Origin of the sequence: Roseivirga seohaensis, assembly GCF_001592945.1 — a bacterium.
In the GTDB taxonomy this organism is placed as follows: Bacteria; Bacteroidota; Bacteroidia; order Cytophagales; family Cyclobacteriaceae; genus Roseivirga; species Roseivirga seohaensis.
The window spans coordinates 182809-200505 of the sequence record NZ_LRPB01000045.1 but is presented as its reverse complement, the minus strand read 5'-3'; the positions used below and the strand labels follow the sequence as shown (position 1 = coordinate 200505).

The 17697-nt window shown below is 38.1% G+C and carries 17 protein-coding genes; 6 read left to right on the top strand and 11 right to left on the bottom strand.

Annotation, left to right across the window (positions count from 1 at the left end):
• Position 1: 1 nt before the first annotated feature.
• The 3 genes from menD to AWW67_RS12650 are packed head-to-tail and all read right to left on the bottom strand — an operon-like array spanning position 2 to position 3351.
• Positions 2 to 1705, bottom strand: a complete 1704-nt coding sequence (gene menD, locus AWW67_RS12660) for a 2-succinyl-5-enolpyruvyl-6-hydroxy-3-cyclohexene-1-carboxylic-acid synthase (protein WP_062302183.1) — start codon at positions 1703 to 1705, stop codon at positions 2 to 4.
• Entirely contained in the window at positions 1702 to 2928 is a 1227-nt protein-coding gene (locus AWW67_RS12655; protein WP_071387128.1) for a chorismate-binding protein, read from the bottom strand. Before AWW67_RS12655 ends, menD begins: the two co-directional genes overlap by 4 nt.
• Positions 2929 to 2931: 3 nt before the next feature.
• On the bottom strand, positions 2932 to 3351 hold the full coding sequence (locus tag AWW67_RS12650; protein WP_062302180.1) for a hotdog fold thioesterase: 420 nt from the start codon (positions 3349 to 3351) through the stop codon (positions 2932 to 2934).
• Positions 3352 to 3411: 60 nt separating this feature from the next.
• Between AWW67_RS12650 and AWW67_RS12645 the strand changes: the two genes are divergently transcribed.
• The gene (locus AWW67_RS12645; RefSeq protein ID WP_062302178.1) at positions 3412 to 4029 is read left to right on the top strand and encodes a histidine phosphatase family protein; all 618 of its coding nucleotides are present in this window, start codon (positions 3412 to 3414) and stop codon (positions 4027 to 4029) included.
• Here the strand turns inward: AWW67_RS12645 and AWW67_RS12640 are convergent.
• Genes AWW67_RS12640 through AWW67_RS12630 form a run of 3 tightly spaced genes read right to left on the bottom strand, consistent with a single transcriptional unit; the run spans position 4007 to position 7392 of the window.
• Positions 4007 to 5494, bottom strand: coding sequence for a tetratricopeptide repeat protein (locus tag AWW67_RS12640; RefSeq protein WP_062302177.1), 1488 nt, complete (start codon positions 5492 to 5494; stop codon positions 4007 to 4009). The genes AWW67_RS12645 and AWW67_RS12640 overlap by 23 nt on opposite strands.
• Positions 5495 to 5504: 10 nt before the next feature.
• Complete coding sequence (locus AWW67_RS12635; RefSeq protein ID WP_053222701.1) at positions 5505 to 6284, bottom strand: zinc ribbon domain-containing protein; 780 nt, start codon at positions 6282 to 6284, stop codon at positions 5505 to 5507.
• 10 nt (positions 6285 to 6294) lie between these two features.
• A complete protein-coding gene (locus AWW67_RS12630) occupies positions 6295 to 7392 on the bottom strand; it encodes a Nif3-like dinuclear metal center hexameric protein (RefSeq protein WP_062302175.1) in 1098 nt (365 codons plus the stop codon).
• A gap of 41 nt (positions 7393 to 7433) precedes the next feature.
• Here AWW67_RS12630 and lpxK point away from each other — a divergent pair, with 41 nt between their 5' ends.
• On the top strand, positions 7434 to 8492 hold the full coding sequence (lpxK, locus tag AWW67_RS12625) for a tetraacyldisaccharide 4'-kinase (RefSeq protein WP_062302174.1): 1059 nt from the start codon (positions 7434 to 7436) through the stop codon (positions 8490 to 8492).
• A gap of 16 nt (positions 8493 to 8508) precedes the next feature.
• Positions 8509 to 10434: a putative porin gene (locus AWW67_RS12620; protein WP_260311450.1), complete on the top strand. Its 1926-nt coding sequence runs from the start codon at positions 8509 to 8511 to the stop codon at positions 10432 to 10434.
• A gap of 108 nt (positions 10435 to 10542) precedes the next feature.
• On the opposite strand, the gene AWW67_RS12615 is transcribed toward AWW67_RS12620, so the two are convergent.
• A complete protein-coding gene (locus AWW67_RS12615; protein WP_053222697.1) occupies positions 10543 to 11448 on the bottom strand; it encodes a DUF3078 domain-containing protein in 906 nt (301 codons plus the stop codon).
• Between the two features lie 131 nt (positions 11449 to 11579).
• Between AWW67_RS12615 and AWW67_RS12610 the strand changes: the two genes are divergently transcribed.
• Positions 11580 to 12185 (top strand): MiaE family protein, encoded by a 606-nt coding sequence (locus AWW67_RS12610; protein WP_062302171.1) that lies wholly within the window; start codon positions 11580 to 11582, stop codon positions 12183 to 12185.
• Positions 12186 to 12208: 23 nt separating this feature from the next.
• On the opposite strand, the gene AWW67_RS12605 is transcribed toward AWW67_RS12610, so the two are convergent.
• Complete coding sequence (locus AWW67_RS12605; protein WP_062302169.1) at positions 12209 to 13474, bottom strand: hypothetical protein; 1266 nt, start codon at positions 13472 to 13474, stop codon at positions 12209 to 12211.
• 115 nt (positions 13475 to 13589) lie between these two features.
• On the opposite strand from AWW67_RS12605, the gene AWW67_RS12600 reads away from it, so the two are divergent.
• Together AWW67_RS12600 and AWW67_RS12595 are read left to right on the top strand one after the other, a co-directional pair.
• Positions 13590 to 14825, top strand: coding sequence for an ABC transporter permease (locus tag AWW67_RS12600; protein ID WP_053222694.1), 1236 nt, complete (start codon positions 13590 to 13592; stop codon positions 14823 to 14825).
• Positions 14826 to 14897: 72 nt separating this feature from the next.
• The gene (locus AWW67_RS12595; RefSeq protein WP_062302167.1) at positions 14898 to 15296 is read left to right on the top strand and encodes a hypothetical protein; all 399 of its coding nucleotides are present in this window, start codon (positions 14898 to 14900) and stop codon (positions 15294 to 15296) included.
• Here the strand turns inward: AWW67_RS12595 and rsmG are convergent, their stop codons facing one another.
• From rsmG to AWW67_RS12580, 3 genes are read right to left on the bottom strand one after another with little or no spacing between them, the layout of a single operon-like run.
• Positions 15297 to 15926 (bottom strand): 16S rRNA (guanine(527)-N(7))-methyltransferase RsmG, encoded by a 630-nt coding sequence (gene rsmG, locus AWW67_RS12590; RefSeq protein ID WP_053222692.1) that lies wholly within the window; start codon positions 15924 to 15926, stop codon positions 15297 to 15299. It abuts the gene before it with no gap.
• Between the two features lie 25 nt (positions 15927 to 15951).
• Positions 15952 to 16560 carry an RNA polymerase sigma factor gene (locus tag AWW67_RS12585; RefSeq protein WP_053222691.1) on the bottom strand — a complete coding sequence of 203 codons (609 nt, stop codon included), beginning with the start codon at positions 16558 to 16560 and terminating at the stop codon, positions 15952 to 15954.
• A complete protein-coding gene (locus AWW67_RS12580; RefSeq protein ID WP_062302166.1) occupies positions 16551 to 17660 on the bottom strand; it encodes a glycosyltransferase in 1110 nt (369 codons plus the stop codon). The genes AWW67_RS12585 and AWW67_RS12580 overlap by 10 nt, the downstream gene beginning before the upstream one ends.
• Positions 17661 to 17697 lie beyond the last annotated feature (37 nt).

The window sequence follows — 17697 nt, the reverse complement described above, 5'->3', positions numbered from 1 at the left end:
ATCAGGACTTAAACGCTTCTATTATAGCTCTCTTATATTCTGCAAACACCTCTGTATTGCGCTCCGAATTAGTTTGTATTTCTAGAATTTTGGCATTTTTAGAAGTGTTGAAGAAGGTTTCTAAGTATTCTTTTAAATCTTTAAGGTTCGAGCAACCGTGATATTCAAAGCCAAAATCTTTTGCTGTATTTTCGGCATTTAGCTTTTGTTTGGTTTCGAAGTATTCTTCTAATTCGGGTTGGCGTTTTGGTCCGTCAATCATTCTGAAAATTCCGCCTCCATGATTGTTGAAAACAATAACACGTACATTTTTGAGATTGTAATTGTGCCAGAAAGCGTTGCGGTCATAGAAAAAGGCCATATCGCCCGTAAATAATACGACAGGTAATTTTTGAGATAAGGCAGCTCCAACAGCAGTACTATTACTGCCATCTATTCCACTAGTTCCGCGATTTGCAAAAATCTCTACCTGCTTATTTTTGGGCGCGCCAATAATGTTTGCGTAGCGAATTGCCATACTATTTGCGAAGTGCAACTTTGCCTTGTTAGGAACCATTTCAAGCACAGTATTAAAAGCTTGAAATTCACTAAACTTCTTCATTTTCATGAAACTAGCCTTAGCAGTTTCAACAATTTGGTTTGCCTGTTGCCATTGATTTAAGTAGCTGAAGCTACTTTTGCCACCTACATGCTGAACAAATTCACCAAAGAAAATTTCTGGATCAATTTTTATCAATTCTGTTAGGTGCTGCAGGCTGTCGTTTAATTTTTCTGAAGAAGAAATATGCCAGTGTTCCGTAGGAGGGTTGTTTCTTAAGTACAGCTTTAAGTTTTTAGAAATTAGAGACTTGCCTAGCGTAATTAGTAGCGTTGGAGCTAATTCTCTATTGTTAGTATTGAGCTGAGGATTCAAGAAAGAATCTTGGTTGAAGACTACTCCAGGTAAGTCATGTTGATTGGAGATTACGTCTGCTATAATTGGAATGCCAGCTTTTTCCGCAAAACGATACAGAGCAGTGTGCAACGGTTTAGAATATTCCATTTGCCCTAGCACAATGGCTTTTCTTGTATGATTTTGCCATTTTTTGCCAAGGTTCATCCATTGTGCGAGATGAATATTCTCTTGAAATGGAGTATTCTTGATTACTCTAACTTTGGGAAAGTTTACAAGTTCATTTGAATCAGGATAGAACGGTTCTCTAATTGGTACATTGATATGAACAGGACCTTTTCTACCTATGCTTGCGTTAATGGCTTCATTCACAATTCTATTGCAATGCCATTTAGCATCTTCATGATTTACCTCAACCGGAAGGTCGAAACTTGCTAAAACATGCTTTCCGTAAATGTTTGATTGCTGAATAGTTTGTCCATCATACTGATTTGTCCATTCTGGGGGGCGGTCTGCAGTAAGTATGAGTAATGGAATTTCTTGGTAAAAAGCCTCGGCTATGGCGGGTGCATAATTATAAGCAGCCGATCCTGAAGTGCAGATTAGAGCCACTGGTTTACCTTGTTGCTGCGCCATTCCCATGGCAATAAAGGCCGCAGAACGTTCGTCAGGAATGATTTTAGTCTCAATTTCTGGGTGACGAACAAAAGCCAAAGTAAGCGCAGCCGACCTTGAACCTGGTGAAATAATAGCAGATTGAATGCCGTGCGAGGCACAAACACTTGCGATATCGTAGATGTGTTGAAGGATCAAGATTGTGAATTCAAGATATTAAGTAATGTATTGAATTTCATTTCAGTTTCTTCAAATTCCTTTTCAGCAACAGAGTCTTCTGTTACTCCAGCACCAGCGTAAAGAATTGCATTGTTTTCGAGTAATTGCATACACCGAAGGTTAACGAAAATAGAAGTCTTTTGCTCATTTTGAACTGGCCCTAAATAACCTGAATAAAACGATCGGTCAAAGCCTTCGTGTTGTTGAATAAAGTTTAAAGCTGCTTCTTTAGGCATTCCGGCAATGGCGGAAGTGGGGTGCAATAACTCTAACATTACGGTGCCAAGTTCAGGAAAATTCGTTTCTTTCATGTTTACTTCAAACTCTGTTTTAAGGTGAAGTAAATTTCCTGCAATAATCGTTTTTGGCCCTTTCTCCTCGTATTCTCTAAGTCTGATTTTCTTAAAGCAATTAATGATGTATCGGCTTACCAGCGCCTGTTCCTCGATTTCTTTTTGTGTCCATGCAGTGTCAGAAATGGATTTAGCGATATCTCTTCTTTGCGTTCCTGCCAAGGCTACAGTTTTAAACTGCGAGTGATTGACCTCTAAAAGCAATTCCGGAGTAGCGCCCAACCAAGTTCCTGTTTCGGGCATAGAAACAATTGAAACGAAGGCGTTTGCATAAGCATCGCACAATTGAAGGTACTTGGTGATTAAATCAAAATCTACATTAAGAGAAATAGCTTTCGACCTAGCGGGTACAACTTTCTGGAACTCGTTATTCTTGATGGCATCAACCCCAAGCTGCACTAAATCTTTATAATCAAGGTCAGCACCTTTTTTCTCCTGATCTTTTACATGGTAGTTTAGTTTCTCCTCTGGCTTTTTGAGTTGTTCCTTTAGTTGCATGAAGAACTTTGCATGAAGCATGTTTTCTTGGCTTGTTAAGTCTTCATGCTGAATGACTTCATCGAAATCAAAAGAGACGTGGAAATCACTTTTAATAAATAATGTGGAACTACTTTTTGGGTTGAAAGGAGAGAAGATAAAGCCTTTCTCGGAAGTTTCTAAATTGGGTCTTTCAACTTCTTGGGCGTTGCTAAAAGATACCATTAGATTGACTTCCTTTTGATGCGGTGCTCGCCAAACGGCCAACGGTAGCCCTAAATTTACGGCTACCTGAAATATTGATCTTAGCGTATGAGTCTTTTCAAATCCCGTAAAATCAAGGGATGATATTGCAGATTGCTTTTGATTCATTTCTTACTTTTTATCCATCACTGCCATGGTGATTCTACTGATACAGACCAAGTCATCATTTTTGTTGGTAATTTTAATTTCCCAAACCTGTGTTTTTCTTCCAACATGATGTGGTCTTGCCACTGCATAAACCCAGCCTTCTTTTACAGACTTAATATGATTTCCGTTGATTTCTAAACCTACGCAATATTGCTTTTCAGGGTCTACTACAGAGTGCGCAGCAATACTACCAAGTGTTTCTGCCAATGCCATAGACGCCCCGCCATGTAACAGCCCCAAAGGTTGTTTTGTTCTATGGTCAACAGGCATTTTGGCGCGCATAAAGTCAGCACCTATTTCTGTAATCTCTATACCCAAATGTTCAACCATGGTATTCTTGCTGAACTGATTAACCATTGAAATATTAACTCCCGGATGAAACATGAAGGTTCTGAATTAGTTTCTAGATTTGTGCCTGAATTGGGCAAAAATAGAACAAAATTGATGATCAAAAAAATCTACCTTACGCGCCACGGACAGACGGATTTTAACAAACAGGGTATTGTGCAAGGCAGAGGTGTAGATTCTGACCTAAATGAAATGGGAAGGGCTCAGGCTCAGGCATTTCATGAAGCATACAAGCATATTCCTTTTGATAAGCTCTACATTTCTTCGCTTAAAAGAACCGCGCAGTCTATGGAGAATTTTATTCAGCAAGGCTTACCTTATGAAGCGCTACCTGAGTTAGACGAGATTAGCTGGGGTATTCACGAAGGGGCAGAAGTAAACGAACAGCAGCACGCTTATTACTTCGAAATGATAAACAGTTGGCAAAGGGGTGAAACGCACAAGTCGATTGAAGGCGGAGAGAGCCCTGAGGGTTTGGCGAAGAGGTTACGTGCAGGGCTATCTTATATTATGGCCAAAGAGAACGAAAATAACGTTTTGATTTGCATGCACGGCCGAGCTATGCGTTTAATGCTGGCCACTATTTTTAATTACCCAATTAGTGGAATGGATTACTTTCTACACAATAATTTGGGCCTTTACGAGATTACCTACACCGGAAAAACTTTTGTGTTAGATAGGTATAATGAAATTAGTCATTTGCGCCATCTATAGTAGCCAAGGCTATTTTAGCTTTACTATCTAAGCTGTTTTTATAAGGATGCTTTTTAAATTCTAATACCTTTTTGAAGTATGCTTTTGCTTGCTCATTATCTTTTTCTTCCAATTTTATGTAGCCCATTTGAAGGAAAGAATTGGGTATGAAATAAGACTCAGGGAGTATATTTTCGTTAAAAGTTACCTCCTCGTAAAGCTCCATGGCTTCAGCGTAATTCGACTTTAGTTGCGCTAATCTTGCTTTTCTATAGGTGATTTCATGAACCTCCATAATGGTTAATTTCTCAAGGTTCAGTTTAGAAATGGCTTTACTGGCCAATGTATAATAACCACCATCAATAGCGTATCTGATTTGGAGTAGTTTAAAATTAGGCAGCGCGTCTGCTTCCAAAATAACTGAGGCATTTTTATCAGCTTCTGAGGTAGCGCCTTCCGTGGTCTTTGCTTCTTCCCAGTATTGTTTAAATGAAGTGTTTTTTCCTAAGAAATATTCACACATTGCCACCTTCATTCTCGAGTCCTTTAGCTGGTTTCTACCTTTAAACTGATTGATATATGCTAAATAATGTGTTTTGGCTTGATTGTACATTCCACCCTGAAAAAGTGCTTCGGCCAGTAAGTATTCAAATAATAGGGGAGCTCTGGCCTCTTGGTTTTCTAAGGCTTCTGTAAGTAGTTGGGCAGCTGCATTTGCATTGTGTGCTTTCATCAAAATGAGAGAAGAAATATACACTTCAGCCATTGTTTTCTGATCAGAAGTATTGTTTTTAAGGTTCTTTAAAGCTTCTTCATGCTGCTCTAAAAGGTAGGATTCAATCATGGAAGAAATGAGCGTTGCTTCAAGTGTAAAAGGAGTAGATTCCTTAGAGAGCTCCTTTAAATGCATTAACCCATTTTCTACGTCACCTTCAAGCCCCAACACATTTAATATCCATTGTTGATTATCAGGAACAGCTCCAAAAATAACCTGGAGCAAGCCCATGGTTTTAAAATTGAGTTTGAAATCTGGGTAGTTTTCAATGTTGTCTTCCGTAATTTTGTAAGCATTTCTTAACCCCCATACGCCATTCAGCGTGTTGCCGAATTTAAGTTTCACAAACGCCCATTGCATTTTAATTTCAGCTCTGAAGAAATCGATATATGGAGATTCGGTTGAAGTATTTTCAAGTTGCTTTAATCTTTCACTTTCATTCTTTTTCAGAATATCATAGCGTTCTTCATCTTCACTAAAAATAAGTTCTAATACATCGTTCAGGTTAGCAACATATAGCTCGCCCATCGGTATTTCTGTGCTTTCTAACGAGGATAGAATAGATTTTGATGCTTTGAAGTTTAAATTCAAAGTGGTGTGGTAGGCCAAGTCAAAGTTGGGAGTTTGACTTTGGGCAAAGCTAATTGTTTGTGTTAAAATGAAAAATGGATAGACGAAAACGCCTATCCATTTTTTTATTTTTAGATACATTAATATCAAATTAAGCTTTAGTTGCAGCTCTTCTGCTTCTTTTTGGTTTAGCTTCTTCTACAACAATCTCGTCCGTAACGTCTGCTAAAATTCTTCCACAGTGCTCACAAACAATAATTTTCTTACGCTCACGAATATCGGCTTGTCTTTGGGGAGGAACAACGTTGAAACAACCACCACAAGCTCCTCTATCTACAGGTACTACTGCTAAACCATTTCTTGCGTTGTCACGAAGTTTGTTGTAAGAAACCAAAAGTCTTTCTTCGATGTCTTTAGTAGCTTTTGTTCTTGCGTTCATTAGCTTCTGCTCGTCATCGTGACTTTCTTTGGTCAAAGTTTCGAGTTCGCTTTTTTTGCTATTCAAATCTTTTTCCCTCTCCGCTAATTCTTCTTCAGTTTTGGCGATTTCACCATTTTTGATTTCGATTTTTGCGAAGGCTTCTTTAATTCTCTTTTCAGAAATTTGAATCTCTAAATTTTGGAGCTCAATTTCTTTTGTAATGGCATCATATTCACGGTTGTTACGCACGTTCATTTGTTGCTCATTGTATTTTTTGATTAGCGCCTCAGAGTTTTTAATCTGGGTTTTATAATCTGCAATACTAGTTTCAAGATCTCCAGCTTCAGACTTGAATTTATCAATTCTTGTCTGGTATCCAGCGATCTCATCTTCTAAATCAGCTACTTCATCAGGTAGGGCACCTCTTACTTTTTTGATTTCATCCAATTCAGAATCAATTCTCTGAAGATTAGTAAGGGCGTCAAGTTTTTGTGCTACAGTCTTTTCCATTCACGTTTTTTTAGAAGTACAGTACGGGGTTCGTATTCACCTCTGTCAAATAGGTTGCAATATTAGCAAAATTTTCTGTCAATAATGAATGCAAAAGCTCTTTTGTAAACTTTTCGCTTTCATAATGCCCTATGTCTGCAATTAGCGTTTTTCCTTCCCCATCAAAGAACTCGTGATACTTAAAATCTCCAGTCACAAAAGCATCGGCATTTTGAGCCATAGCAGTAGATAAAAGGAAGCTGCCGGCTCCACCGCAAAGTGCTACTGTCTTGATTGAATCCGTGTTTTTAGCGGTGTAACGAATGGTATTCAGTTCCATGGTTTGTTTCAAATGCGCTAGGAATTCATGGCTTGTCATTTCCTTTTCCAGTTGCCCAATCATTCCAGAACCTACTTCTTGGTTTTCATTTTCTAACTGACTGATATAATAAGCTACTTCTTCATAAGGATGATTTTCTTTTAAAGTGCGAATAACCTTACTGCTTAAATAACTCGGATACATGATTTCTACCCGATCTTCATCCACATGTTCTAGCTGACCTCTTTCACCAATTACCGGATTGGCCTTTTCGTTGGGCTTAAAGCTGCCGGTTCCATTTACTTTAAAACTACAGTGTGAATAATTCCCTATTTCTCCAGCTCCAGCAGCATAAAGTGCATCAAGCACCCTGTTGGTATCTTCTTTGGGAATGAACACCACCAACTTTTCTAAAAGTTGTTTTTTTGGTGCTAAAATTCTCGTATTGATTAGTCCGATTTTATTGGCGATTTTTTGATTAACGCCCAAATACACATTGTCTAAATTGGTGTGAATGGCATAAATAGCAATATCGTTTTTAATGGCTTTAATGATGGTTCGCTCCACATAATTTTTTCCATTGAGCTTTTTAAGGCCCTTGAAAACGATCGGGTGATGGGCGACAATCAGATTGCACTTCTTATTAATAGCATCGTCAATAACGGCTTCAATACAGTCCAAGCTCGCCATTATTCCACTTACATTCCAGTTTTTATCTCCGGTGATTAAGCCTGAATTGTCGTAAGACTCTTGATATGCTGGAGGTGCAAGTTTTTCCAGTTCTTCAATGATCTCCTTGATTTTTACCATCTTTGTAACTTTTAGAATGCTAAGATAGAAACCTGAATAGAATGAAACTCTTACGATGGATATTATTTCCCATTTCTGCCCTTTATGGTGGGCTGATGAGTTTCAGAAATCACCTCTACAATATAGGCAAGAAGCCTCAGGTAGAATTTGATCGTACCATTATTTCAGTTGGTAACCTTTCTATGGGTGGAACGGGTAAAACGCCCATGGTGGAGTACTTAATCAGGTTACTACAAAAGGATTATCGATTGGCCACTTTGAGTAGAGGCTACGGAAGGAAAACAAGAGGCTATAGAATGGCTTCCGAAACCGATACTGCCGAAACAATGGGAGATGAGCCCTATCAATATTATAGAAAGTTCGGAACAAATATCTCAGTGTGCGTTGGTGCAGAAAGAGTTATAGCCATTCCTTCGGCTCTTATGGAGAAGGAAGATATTGAGGTTTTTCTTTTAGACGATGCTTATCAGCATAGAAAAGTGGCCAGAGATTTCAATATTCTTTTGAGCGATTTTAATCACCCTTTTTACGAAGATTATATTTTACCGACTGGTGAATTACGCGAAAGTAGAAGTGGAGCCAAAAGGGCAGATTGTGTTATTATCACCAAAAGCCCAGAAACCATTGATGAACAGGAGAGAAGAGAAATTAAGGCGAACGTAAAAGTCTATTTAGGAGAAAAGCCAGTGTTCTTTAGTAGGATTATTTATGATGAACCAAAGCCAGTGTTTAAGGAGCAGTTAGGTGAATTAATGAAAGGAAACACTGTGTTATTGCTAACAGCTATTGCCGACAATAAAATGTTCAAAACTGAGGTTGAAAAAAGCTATAGTATAAAACAGGAATTTGTTTTTCAAGATCATCACGGTTTTACTGCAAAAGACTTAGACGGTTTACTGACTTATTTACAGACACAGAAAGAAGAGATAAAGATTGTAACGACAGAGAAAGACATGGTACGACTTTTGACACTTGCCGAACATCCACTTTTTAAGAAGACAACAGCTTTTTATATTCCCATTCGCTTTGAAATGGAAGAAGAAGAGAAGTTTACCAGTCGCTTGTTTAAAGTGCTAGAACAAAAGAAAAACCTCAATTGAATTGTTAATTTTGGGCGTGCTGAAGAGGGTATTATTTATTTCAAGTTTTTTGGTGTTAAGTGCTGCGGCTTTTTCTCAAGGTAACACCACGTTTAGTGTCAATAGAGATTCACTGAAAAGTCAGAGAGAAAATCGACTTTTAAAAGATACTGTTGAGAGTGTATACGGTCCTTTGACCACTCGCTACACTTACGAGAAGAATTTCAAATTCAATAACCTCATTTTCAATTATCCAGATACTATTCCTGATAACCTTCATCGCTATACTGATATTGAAAGAAATGGCAATCTTGGTCAAAATTTGGGCAATTTGGGGACAGCCTACCGAGGTTTGTATTATGAACCATCTATGACTATTGGAAGGCGGTCAGGCTATAATGCTTATGATGAGTTTTATGTTGGCCCTGACGATATTAAGTATTTCGATACCAAATCTCCATTTACAGAAATCAATGTGGTGTATGGAGGTGGCCGAAGAGGACAAACAGATATTGTCTTCGCTCTAAACGACAGTGTTTATTTGAATTTGGGCTTTCAGTATAAAAGTGTGAGGGCCGAAAAACAGTTGGCATTTTTAAGCACTGGCGATTTTCAGTCGAAAGGAACCAATTATAACTTCTTCGGCTTTATTCGTCCCAAAAAACTACCTCGCTATTTGGCCTTGTTTAATGTAACTCAAATGAAATTTAGCGTAGATGAGCAGGGAGGAATTCTTGACCCTGCCATCGACCCTGCTAATGATGAGAACGGTGCAGAAGCTACCTATTTTAAGTATAAAGATGCCAACGTGTTACTCGATGATGCCGAAAGCTATGATAAGCGTGGGGGAGTACATATTTTTCAGCAATACAATTTAGATTCAGTATTGCAGGTGTATCATTCTGGTACTTATTATAATCAGGTAGTAAGGTATACTGATGTGTATAATTTGGCCGGTTCAGACTCATTGGTTTATAAACCTGTGGGGCGTAATTTGGTGAGAGATTCCATCATGGACAGAACTACTTATAATGAGCTTTCTAATGAATTTGGAGTTAAAGGTTATACCAAAAGTTTTTCATACACAGTTTTTTATCGCTCTCGTTATTTGAAATATGACAATAGAATTTTAGGTGGAGAAGGTGCTGATTTAGAAAGTTATTTGGGAGGAACTTTAAGGCAGAAAATTACGCCAAAAATTTTCTTGAAAGCTTCTGGAGAATATTTGATTGGAGGTGGCTTTTTTGTTGAAGGAGACTTTACTAGTAATTTCTTCGATGCTAGAGTTTCTAAAGTATCTAGCCAACCCTCTTACCTTTCTGAACTTTATGCTGGTCAGCAGGGCTATTGGATCAACGGGTTTAAAAACGAGCAGTCCGAAAACCTCTATGGTGAAATTAAAATTAACACTCAGGGCATGAGTTTCAGGCCATTGATCAGATTCAATAGAATTGCTAATTACCTCTATTATGGTCAAGATAAGCGCCCAAATCAAGCGGGAAGCGATATCGTAATTTTGGCTCCGGGGTTCCATTTTGATTTCAATCTGTCGCCAAAATGGAAATGGTCGAGTAGTTTTTATTATAATACAGTTTCTGGAGGTTCGTCAGATCTTTATCGCCTTCCCGATATGTTAGCGAATGGGCAATTGGCGTATAAAAATGTAGTTTTTAACGGAAAAATGATTGTTCATACTGGAATAGATTTGCACTACCGTTCTGCCTATTATGCCAATGCTTATAACCCTATTGTTCAGCAATATTATCTTCAAAACGACTTTAAAAATGATGCTTTTGTTAAGGCCGATTTATTCTTGAATTTCAAAGTTGAGAATTTTCATTTCTTCGTTAAGTCAGCTCATTTTAATCAAGGCATTACTGCCGATGGTTATTTCTTAACACCTTATTATACTGGCGTAAAACGTACGTTAGACATGGGCGTTCGTTGGTCATTCTACAATTAAAAATCTTCGCATTAAGTAGCCTTAAAATAGAAAAGTCATTCTGAAAGCGGTATCAATTAATTTGATTAGGCCTTCCAGAATGACTCTCTGAATTGTGTTTATTAAACCTTAGTTACCTGTGCTAAATAGTTTAAAGTTAACGCCAAGGTTTAACACGTGTTTAAACTGAATTTCTCTAGACACATTTCCGTCCTCACCTTTGATTAAAATGTCGTCATCGTAGATCAACTGTGTACCAAAGGTAGCATTGAACCATTTGTTCACTTTCATCACCAATAAAGTCTCCCAGTTGGTATCTACATTACCAAAGCTATCATAAGCTGTAAAGAAGTTAAGGTTAGATTGGAAAGTAATGTTGTCCATTAACTTCAAGTTTAATGTAGTAAGCATGTTTGCACCAAATTCAGCTCTAACTTTATCGCCTGGGTCAACACCATAAGCACCTGCGGCTGAAAGTTCATCGTCCATTACAAAAGTGAATTTACCCGCTGCAGGGGCAAAAGAAACCGTAAGTACGTCACCGCTGCTGTATTCCATACCTAAATTAACAGAAAGGTAGCCAGGTGCCATAAAATTGGATATTTTCTCAGCAATTTCTTCTCCAGCATTTAAGGGATCAGCCACATAATTATTACCTTCAAGTAGTTGCGTTCTCAAAATACTAGACACGCTGTAGCCAAATTTCTCGTTAATTTTTCTTTTGTATTGACTTAATAGAATGATAGCATCATCTGTTTTTCTAAAGTCTTTGTCGCCTAGTTTGGCCCCACCAAGAGCAAAGTCAATTTGATTTTTCCAGGTAGATTGATTGGCTTTTCTGATTGCCGATGCGTTAAAAATTGTACCCAACGAAACCGAGCTTTCGCCTCCTCCAGCCCAATTAGATAAACCAACGTTTGCGAAGGTGAATCCTAAAGAGCCATTTCTTTCCCATTTTACGGAGTCAGCCGTTGTTTGCGACTGAGCAGTATACGCCACCAAGAGGGTAAGGCAAATGAGTAGTGTTTTCTTCATAATGTCAATGTTTGGAAATTGAAATAATCAAATTGATTTTAAAATGCTTTGCAATTTAGCAGGTTCAATAAAAATTAAGGGCGTAAAGTTACTACTTTTTAATATTTGAGTAGTAGGCTTAACTTTGTAGAATGAATGAAGAACTGAGCAACCACCTTTTAGGATTACAATTACCAACTGATCCTCGTTGGGTAAATATTGCCCAGATGAACATAGAGGATATTCTGGTAGATCATGCCTATTGTGAGCAGAAAGCAGCTTCATCGTGCATTTCGTTGATTGTTTTGTTCCCAGAAAAAACAGAAATGGTTGAAATGATAACGCCTGTTGTGGCGGAAGAATGGAATCATTTTGAAAGGGTTTTGGAGCAACTTAAGAAAAGAGGAATGTCATTTGGTCAAGCTAGAAAAGATGAATATGTCATTCAACTTCAGAAAGTAGTTAAAAAAGGAGGTAGCCGAGATCAGCAATTAGTAGAAAGACTATTGATGAATGCTCTAATCGAAGCAAGGAGTTGTGAACGGTTTAAGATTCTCTCTCAAAACATTCAAGATCAGGAGCTTAAAAACTTCTATTATGAACTTATGGTCTCAGAGGCAGGTCATTATAAGAACTTCATAAGTTTGGCTAAAATTTACATGCCAGAAGAATATGTACTTACCCGCTGGAAAGAGTTCTTAATCGAGGAAGCAAATATTTTAAAGTCTCTTGAAGTTAGAGGAGATAGAATGCATTGAGAATACACCTTTTACTTCTTCATTTAAGTCTTCCTTTTCTTTTTCTTAGCTGCCGGAAATAGAATGTTGTTCAGAATTAATCGGTAACCAGGAGAATTAGGATAGAGATTTAAATCGGTTGGTTCCTCGCCTACTCTGTGCTGATAATCCTCTGGGTCGTGGCCGCCATAAAAAGTCCAGAAGCCATTTCCGAAAACTCCATGAACATATTTTGCTTCTTCAGCCGCATCGTTTTGCCCCATGGTTACCACATCGGGCTTGATTACTCTGGTTTTAAATGCTGTGGTTTGGCCATAAAACCCCTTAATTAAACGCGTATGGTTTTGGGTCAACATGGTTGGAATCGGATCCCATTTTGCAGAAAATTCAAAAAGTTTGAAGAAATCGTTGCCTTCATTTAATGATCTTGAACGTCTTGCATCGGTATTATCAATATCGGAGAACTCGTATTCGAGAGGATCTTTTTTTAGTTTGAAATTTTCAAAAGCCAAAGTTTGAGAGAAGTCGAACTGAGATTCGGCAGCTGGGTTGGCAGGGTCTCCATCATACATGGCTTCAATAAAGTCGAGTCCATTGGCAGCTAGCGCAATATCGAAAGAATCGGTGGCAGAACACATGGCAAAGAGAAAGCCTCCGCCTGCCACAAAAGTTCTTATCTTTTGAGCAATGGCCAATTTTAGTTGCGATACTTTTGCGAAACCATGTTTTCTGGCAGAAGCTTCATAGTCTTTTTGTTGCTGTTGGTACCAACTGTAAGGAGAGTAAGTGGCATAAAACTTACCATACTGGCCTGTAAAATCTTCATGGTGTAAATGCAGCCAATCATATTTCGGAAGTTCATCGGCCATTAACTCATCATCATAAATAATATCGTATGGAATTTCCGCATAGGTCAAGGCCAAGGTTACGGCATCATCCCATGGCATTTTTGTTTTAGGCGAGTACACTGCAATTTTTGGCACCTTCTCTAATTTCATCATGTCCATGTTAGATGAAGGAGAGGCAATCTGATTTTCGTATTGCGTAGCTGTGGCGTCAGATATCACTTCGTAGCTCACTCCGCGAATTACCAATTCCTTTTCTATTGCCGCAGAAGAGGGTAATAAAAAACTTCCGCCTCTAAAATTTAACATCCAGTCGATTGATGCGTCTTTACTGAGAACCCAGTAAGCAATGCCGTAAGCTTTTAGGTGATTTGATTGTGAAAGATCCATTGGGATCAAAATTTTGGAGGCGTAGCTGGAAAGGCTAAACATTGCCAAAATCAATAAAATCGAAAGTCTTCTCATTGTGAACTGGATTATGAACCGTTTAACAGAACGATCGTTGAATTTATAAATTTGTTGGCAATATGTGACCAATGGTTGATTAAATTCGTAACGATCAAAAACTCATTTTATCTCAATGAATTTCAGAGAAAACGTCAGGGAAGGAATAAAGTCGATTAAATCGAATACCCTAAGAACTATTTTAACAGGTTTAATTATCGCTATTGGTATTACCTCTTTGGTAGGAATGCTTACCGCAGTAGACGGTATTCAAAGTGAAATAGAAGCCAGTATGTCGGGCTTAGGAGCAAACAGTTTCGATGTGGAAAGTCGTACTTCTGGTAGAAGAAATATGAATGGGGTTAGGGAGAAATCTTATACACCAATTAAATACGATGAAGCGGTTCGCTTCAAAGAAGACTTCAATTTTCCATCAACCGTAACAATTTACACTAGGGCCTCTGGTTCGGCTGAAATCAAATATGAAGATAAAAAGACCAACCCAAATACGAGTATCACTGGCGGAGATGAAAATTACTTTTCGATTAAGGATGTTAAGATTGAGCGAGGTAGAAATTTCTCGGCATTAGAAATCGAATTCGGAAATTATGTTTGTATTCTGGGTACTGAAGTAGTTAAAGCACTCTTCGATAAAAATGAAGATCCCTTAAATAAGACAGTGAAATTCTACGGTAATAATTATCGTGTTATTGGTGTTTTGGAAGAAAAAGGGGGCTTTGGAGGTGATACTGAAGAAGATAGAAATATCATCATCCCGCTTTTAAATGCTAAAAGGCTAGACAGGAGCGGTAGAATGCGTTACAACATCACCGTAATGATTAATGAGCCAGAGCAAATAGACTACGCTATGGGCGAAGCCACGGGCTACATGCGTAAAATCAGAGGAAACAAATTGGGTGAAGAAAGTTCTTTCGAAGTAGTTAGGTCAGATTCTGCTACGGAGGCCTTAGACGATATGACCAACGGTTTACGAATTGGCGGTTTAGTAGTTGGAGCTGTTACGCTTTTAGGCGCGGCCGTAGGTTTAATGAATATTATGATGGTGTCTGTAACAGAAAGAACTAGAGAAATTGGGATTAGAAAAGCCTTAGGAGCAACTCCAAATAGAATCCGTCAACAGTTTTTAATTGAAGCCATTGTAATTTGTCAGATGGGAGGTATTGCTGGGGCTTTAATGGGGATTGGAATAGGGAATATTTTGGCCACTGCCCTTGGTGGTGCCTTTGTTATTCCTTGGTTATGGATTATTGTGGGCTTAATTGTTTGTGTGTTTGTAGGTTTGGCCTCAGGAGTTATTCCAGCGAATAAAGCATCTAAGCTTGACCCAATTGAAGCCTTAAGATTTGAATAAGCGGTATATGCTGCTGACGAAAGAGCCTCGATTTATCGGGGCTTTTTTTATATTGAAGTAAATTTAGAAACTATGAACTTTAACGAATCTTCGCACAAGAAAATCTTAGGTATACTTTTTATTGCTTTCAGCGCTTTAGGGTTACTGGGTTTAGTTTTCTATGATTTCTTCATGGATTTTGTACTCAATTTGGCTGCTATGGATAACGATCCTATGTCTCCAGAAGCGCTATGGATTTTCGATTTTATAGATTCCATATTATGGGCAATCGCCATCCTTTTCCTTATTCCTAAAATCGTAATTGGCTTTGGTTTGGTAAATGGGCGTAGGTGGGCAATGATGCCAGCTTTGGTTTATGGAATTATCGGCATTATAAGTTTCCCAGTTGGTACATTAATAGGTATATACAGTATATTAATTTATACTGCAAAACCTCGTGAAGAGGATGATTTTGAAAGAAGAACAAACTAGTTATTGTCGAGGAACGAAAACCACTTTTTTGGTTTCGAAGAATTCTGGTTCAAAGAATTTCTCGAGATTGTGAACACGCACTTTCACCAGTTTAGACTCTTTGATTTCGGCAGTTAAATCGCCACCTTTTAAATAAAGCAAGCCACTTTTATAAGCTACTTCTGAAGTGGGTTTAAACTTATGTTTTACCCACGGATAAAACTCTTTAAGTTGGGCTACCGCACGACTTACCACAAAGTCATACTTTCTATGCTTAATGGCTTCGGCACGAACTTGTTCAGCAATTACATTTTTAAGGCCTAGTGCTTCGCTAATGTTTTTCACCACTACTATTTTTTTTCCTATGGAGTCTACCAAATGAAAATTAGACTCAGGAAACATTATTGCCAATGGAATTCCAGGAAAACCACCTCCCGTTCCTACATCTAGAATATCGGTATTCTCAGGAAACTTAAAAACCTTAGCAATGCCTAAAGAATGCAATACATGGCGCTCGTAAAGGTTTTCAATGTCTTTTCTAGATACCACATTTACCTTTTCATTCCATTCGGTATATAAAGGTTTTAATTGGGCAAATTGAGCAATTTGCTTCTCTGTTAATAAGGGGAAATGCTTTTTGATTAATTCCATTTGAGTGCGAATTAACAAAAAAGAATTAGATGTGTTCCTTTTTACCCTTTACAAGGTCGTACATTAATTCACGAGCCCTGTGCAATTGTGCCTTAACTGTGCCTAAAGGCGCATTTAATTCTTTCGCAATTTCGTCATAGCTGAGCTCATCAAAGTAACGCAGCTTTACCAATCGCTGATATTTGGCAGGAAGCTTCGTAACAAAGAGCTGAACCAATTCAATCTTTTGCGCTTTAATGGCTTCTTCTTGTGGGTTCAGGTTTTTGTCTTGAACATCAATATTGACTGACTCACCATTGTCATCACTAAAGCTTGTGTTCAAACTCATGGTGTCGAGCCTTTTTTTACGGATAAAGTCAATGGTATTGTTTGTGGCAATTCTAAAAAGCCAAGTACTAAAGGTGAAATCCTTTTTGAATTTATGAAGGTTCTTAAAAGCTTTTGCAAAAGCCTCAATTGTAAGGTCTTCTGCATCATCAACGTTCCGAATCATTTTCAAAATCATGTGGTATACAGGTTTACGGTAACGTTGTAATAACTCCGCAAACGCTTGTTGATCATGATTTTCAACTGCCAGGTCTATTAACTTAAAATCTTTGAGTGCCTTTTCAGAAAACTGCTTACCTAACTCCATTTAACCTTTTTTGCTATTAGCGCCACTAATCCCACCATTGGGTAATACAAATTTAAACACAGATCGAGGAATGGAAGTGCCCAGTAGGCCATGTTCATTTTCAGCTTGCGACCTGAACGGGTAAAGATAACATAAAATGACAAGCTCTTGATACCGACAATCACCAAAATGAGTCCGATATTGAAGCTTGCTAAAATTGCCCAAAATAGCATTATCCATCCTGTCAGCGAGCTTAACGCAAAAAGACCTAGTCTCGTTTGATCTTTTTTACGATAGTTTTTGCCAACCGACAAATGCCTCAGTTTTTGTCTGAAATAATCACGCCAAGTAGACTTTGGAATAGAGGTGACATGAGCGTCTGGGTGAATACAGATTTCAGTATTTGCAGCAGTAGCATGTGCATTCACAAATAAGTCATCATCACCTCCAGTTTTAGACTCATAACCTTGGAATGAATGCTTTAAAAAGACCGACTTACGATAAGCCAAGTTCCTTCCAACCCCCATATATGGCTGTCTTTTAATTGCAAATGAAAGGTATTGTATGGCCGTAAGTAAGGTTTCAAACTGTATTATTTGATTCAGAAAACCCTTTTTATTTTCGTAAGGAGAAAAGCCCAATACAAAGTCAGTTTCGTCTTTAAAACTGCCAGCCATTTGGCTAATCCATTGGTTTGAATTAGGAATGCAGTCGGCATCTGTAAGTAGAATAATCTCATGCTGAGCAGCTTCAATGCCTAATTGCAAAGCATTTTTCTTACCGTTCCAGCTTTGAGGTAGTTCCGAAACGTGAATGACTTTAAGTTTCTTATGTTTAGCTTCTAGTTCATTCAAAATAGATGCTGATTCATCCTCAGACCTGTCGTTGACTATAATCAACTCAAAATTAGGGTGGTCTTGATCCAGTAACTTAATAATCAATGTAGGTAGAAGTTTTGCTTCATTTCTGGCAGCAACAACTATAGAAACGGGCGATGGTGTTGTGTTTTTCTTGTCTGAAATTACACAGTTGGGCAACAGATTGAAATACGCCCAGTGGTAGTACAGTTGAACGGCTGCAACCAGAATAAATACGAAACAAAAGATAATTTCTAAACTCACAGAAAATGAAATGATGCATGAATGAAATAAGAATAAA

Excerpts from the sequence above, each read along its gene's own strand:
- AWW67_RS12655 (WP_071387128.1), bottom strand. The coding sequence starts at position 2,928 with ATGAATCAAAAGCAATCTGCAATATCATCCCTTGATTTTACGGGATTT.
- AWW67_RS12650 (WP_062302180.1), bottom strand. The coding sequence starts at position 3,351 with ATGTTTCATCCGGGAGTTAATATTTCAATGGTTAATCAGTTCAGCAAG.
- AWW67_RS12645 (WP_062302178.1), top strand. The coding sequence starts at position 3,412 with ATGATCAAAAAAATCTACCTTACGCGCCACGGACAGACGGATTTTAAC.
- AWW67_RS12640 (WP_062302177.1), bottom strand. The coding sequence starts at position 5,494 with ATGTATCTAAAAATAAAAAAATGGATAGGCGTTTTCGTCTATCCATTT.
- AWW67_RS12635 (WP_053222701.1), bottom strand. The coding sequence starts at position 6,284 with ATGGAAAAGACTGTAGCACAAAAACTTGACGCCCTTACTAATCTTCAG.
- AWW67_RS12630 (WP_062302175.1), bottom strand. The coding sequence starts at position 7,392 with ATGGTAAAAATCAAGGAGATCATTGAAGAACTGGAAAAACTTGCACCT.
- lpxK (WP_062302174.1), top strand. The coding sequence starts at position 7,434 with ATGAAACTCTTACGATGGATATTATTTCCCATTTCTGCCCTTTATGGT.
- AWW67_RS12615 (WP_053222697.1), bottom strand. The coding sequence starts at position 11,448 with ATGAAGAAAACACTACTCATTTGCCTTACCCTCTTGGTGGCGTATACT.
- AWW67_RS12610 (WP_062302171.1), top strand. The coding sequence starts at position 11,580 with ATGAATGAAGAACTGAGCAACCACCTTTTAGGATTACAATTACCAACT.
- AWW67_RS12605 (WP_062302169.1), bottom strand. The coding sequence starts at position 13,474 with ATGAGAAGACTTTCGATTTTATTGATTTTGGCAATGTTTAGCCTTTCC.
- AWW67_RS12600 (WP_053222694.1), top strand. The coding sequence starts at position 13,590 with ATGAATTTCAGAGAAAACGTCAGGGAAGGAATAAAGTCGATTAAATCG.
- AWW67_RS12595 (WP_062302167.1), top strand. The coding sequence starts at position 14,898 with ATGAACTTTAACGAATCTTCGCACAAGAAAATCTTAGGTATACTTTTT.
- rsmG (WP_053222692.1), bottom strand. The coding sequence starts at position 15,926 with ATGGAATTAATCAAAAAGCATTTCCCCTTATTAACAGAGAAGCAAATT.
- AWW67_RS12585 (WP_053222691.1), bottom strand. The coding sequence starts at position 16,560 with ATGGAGTTAGGTAAGCAGTTTTCTGAAAAGGCACTCAAAGATTTTAAG.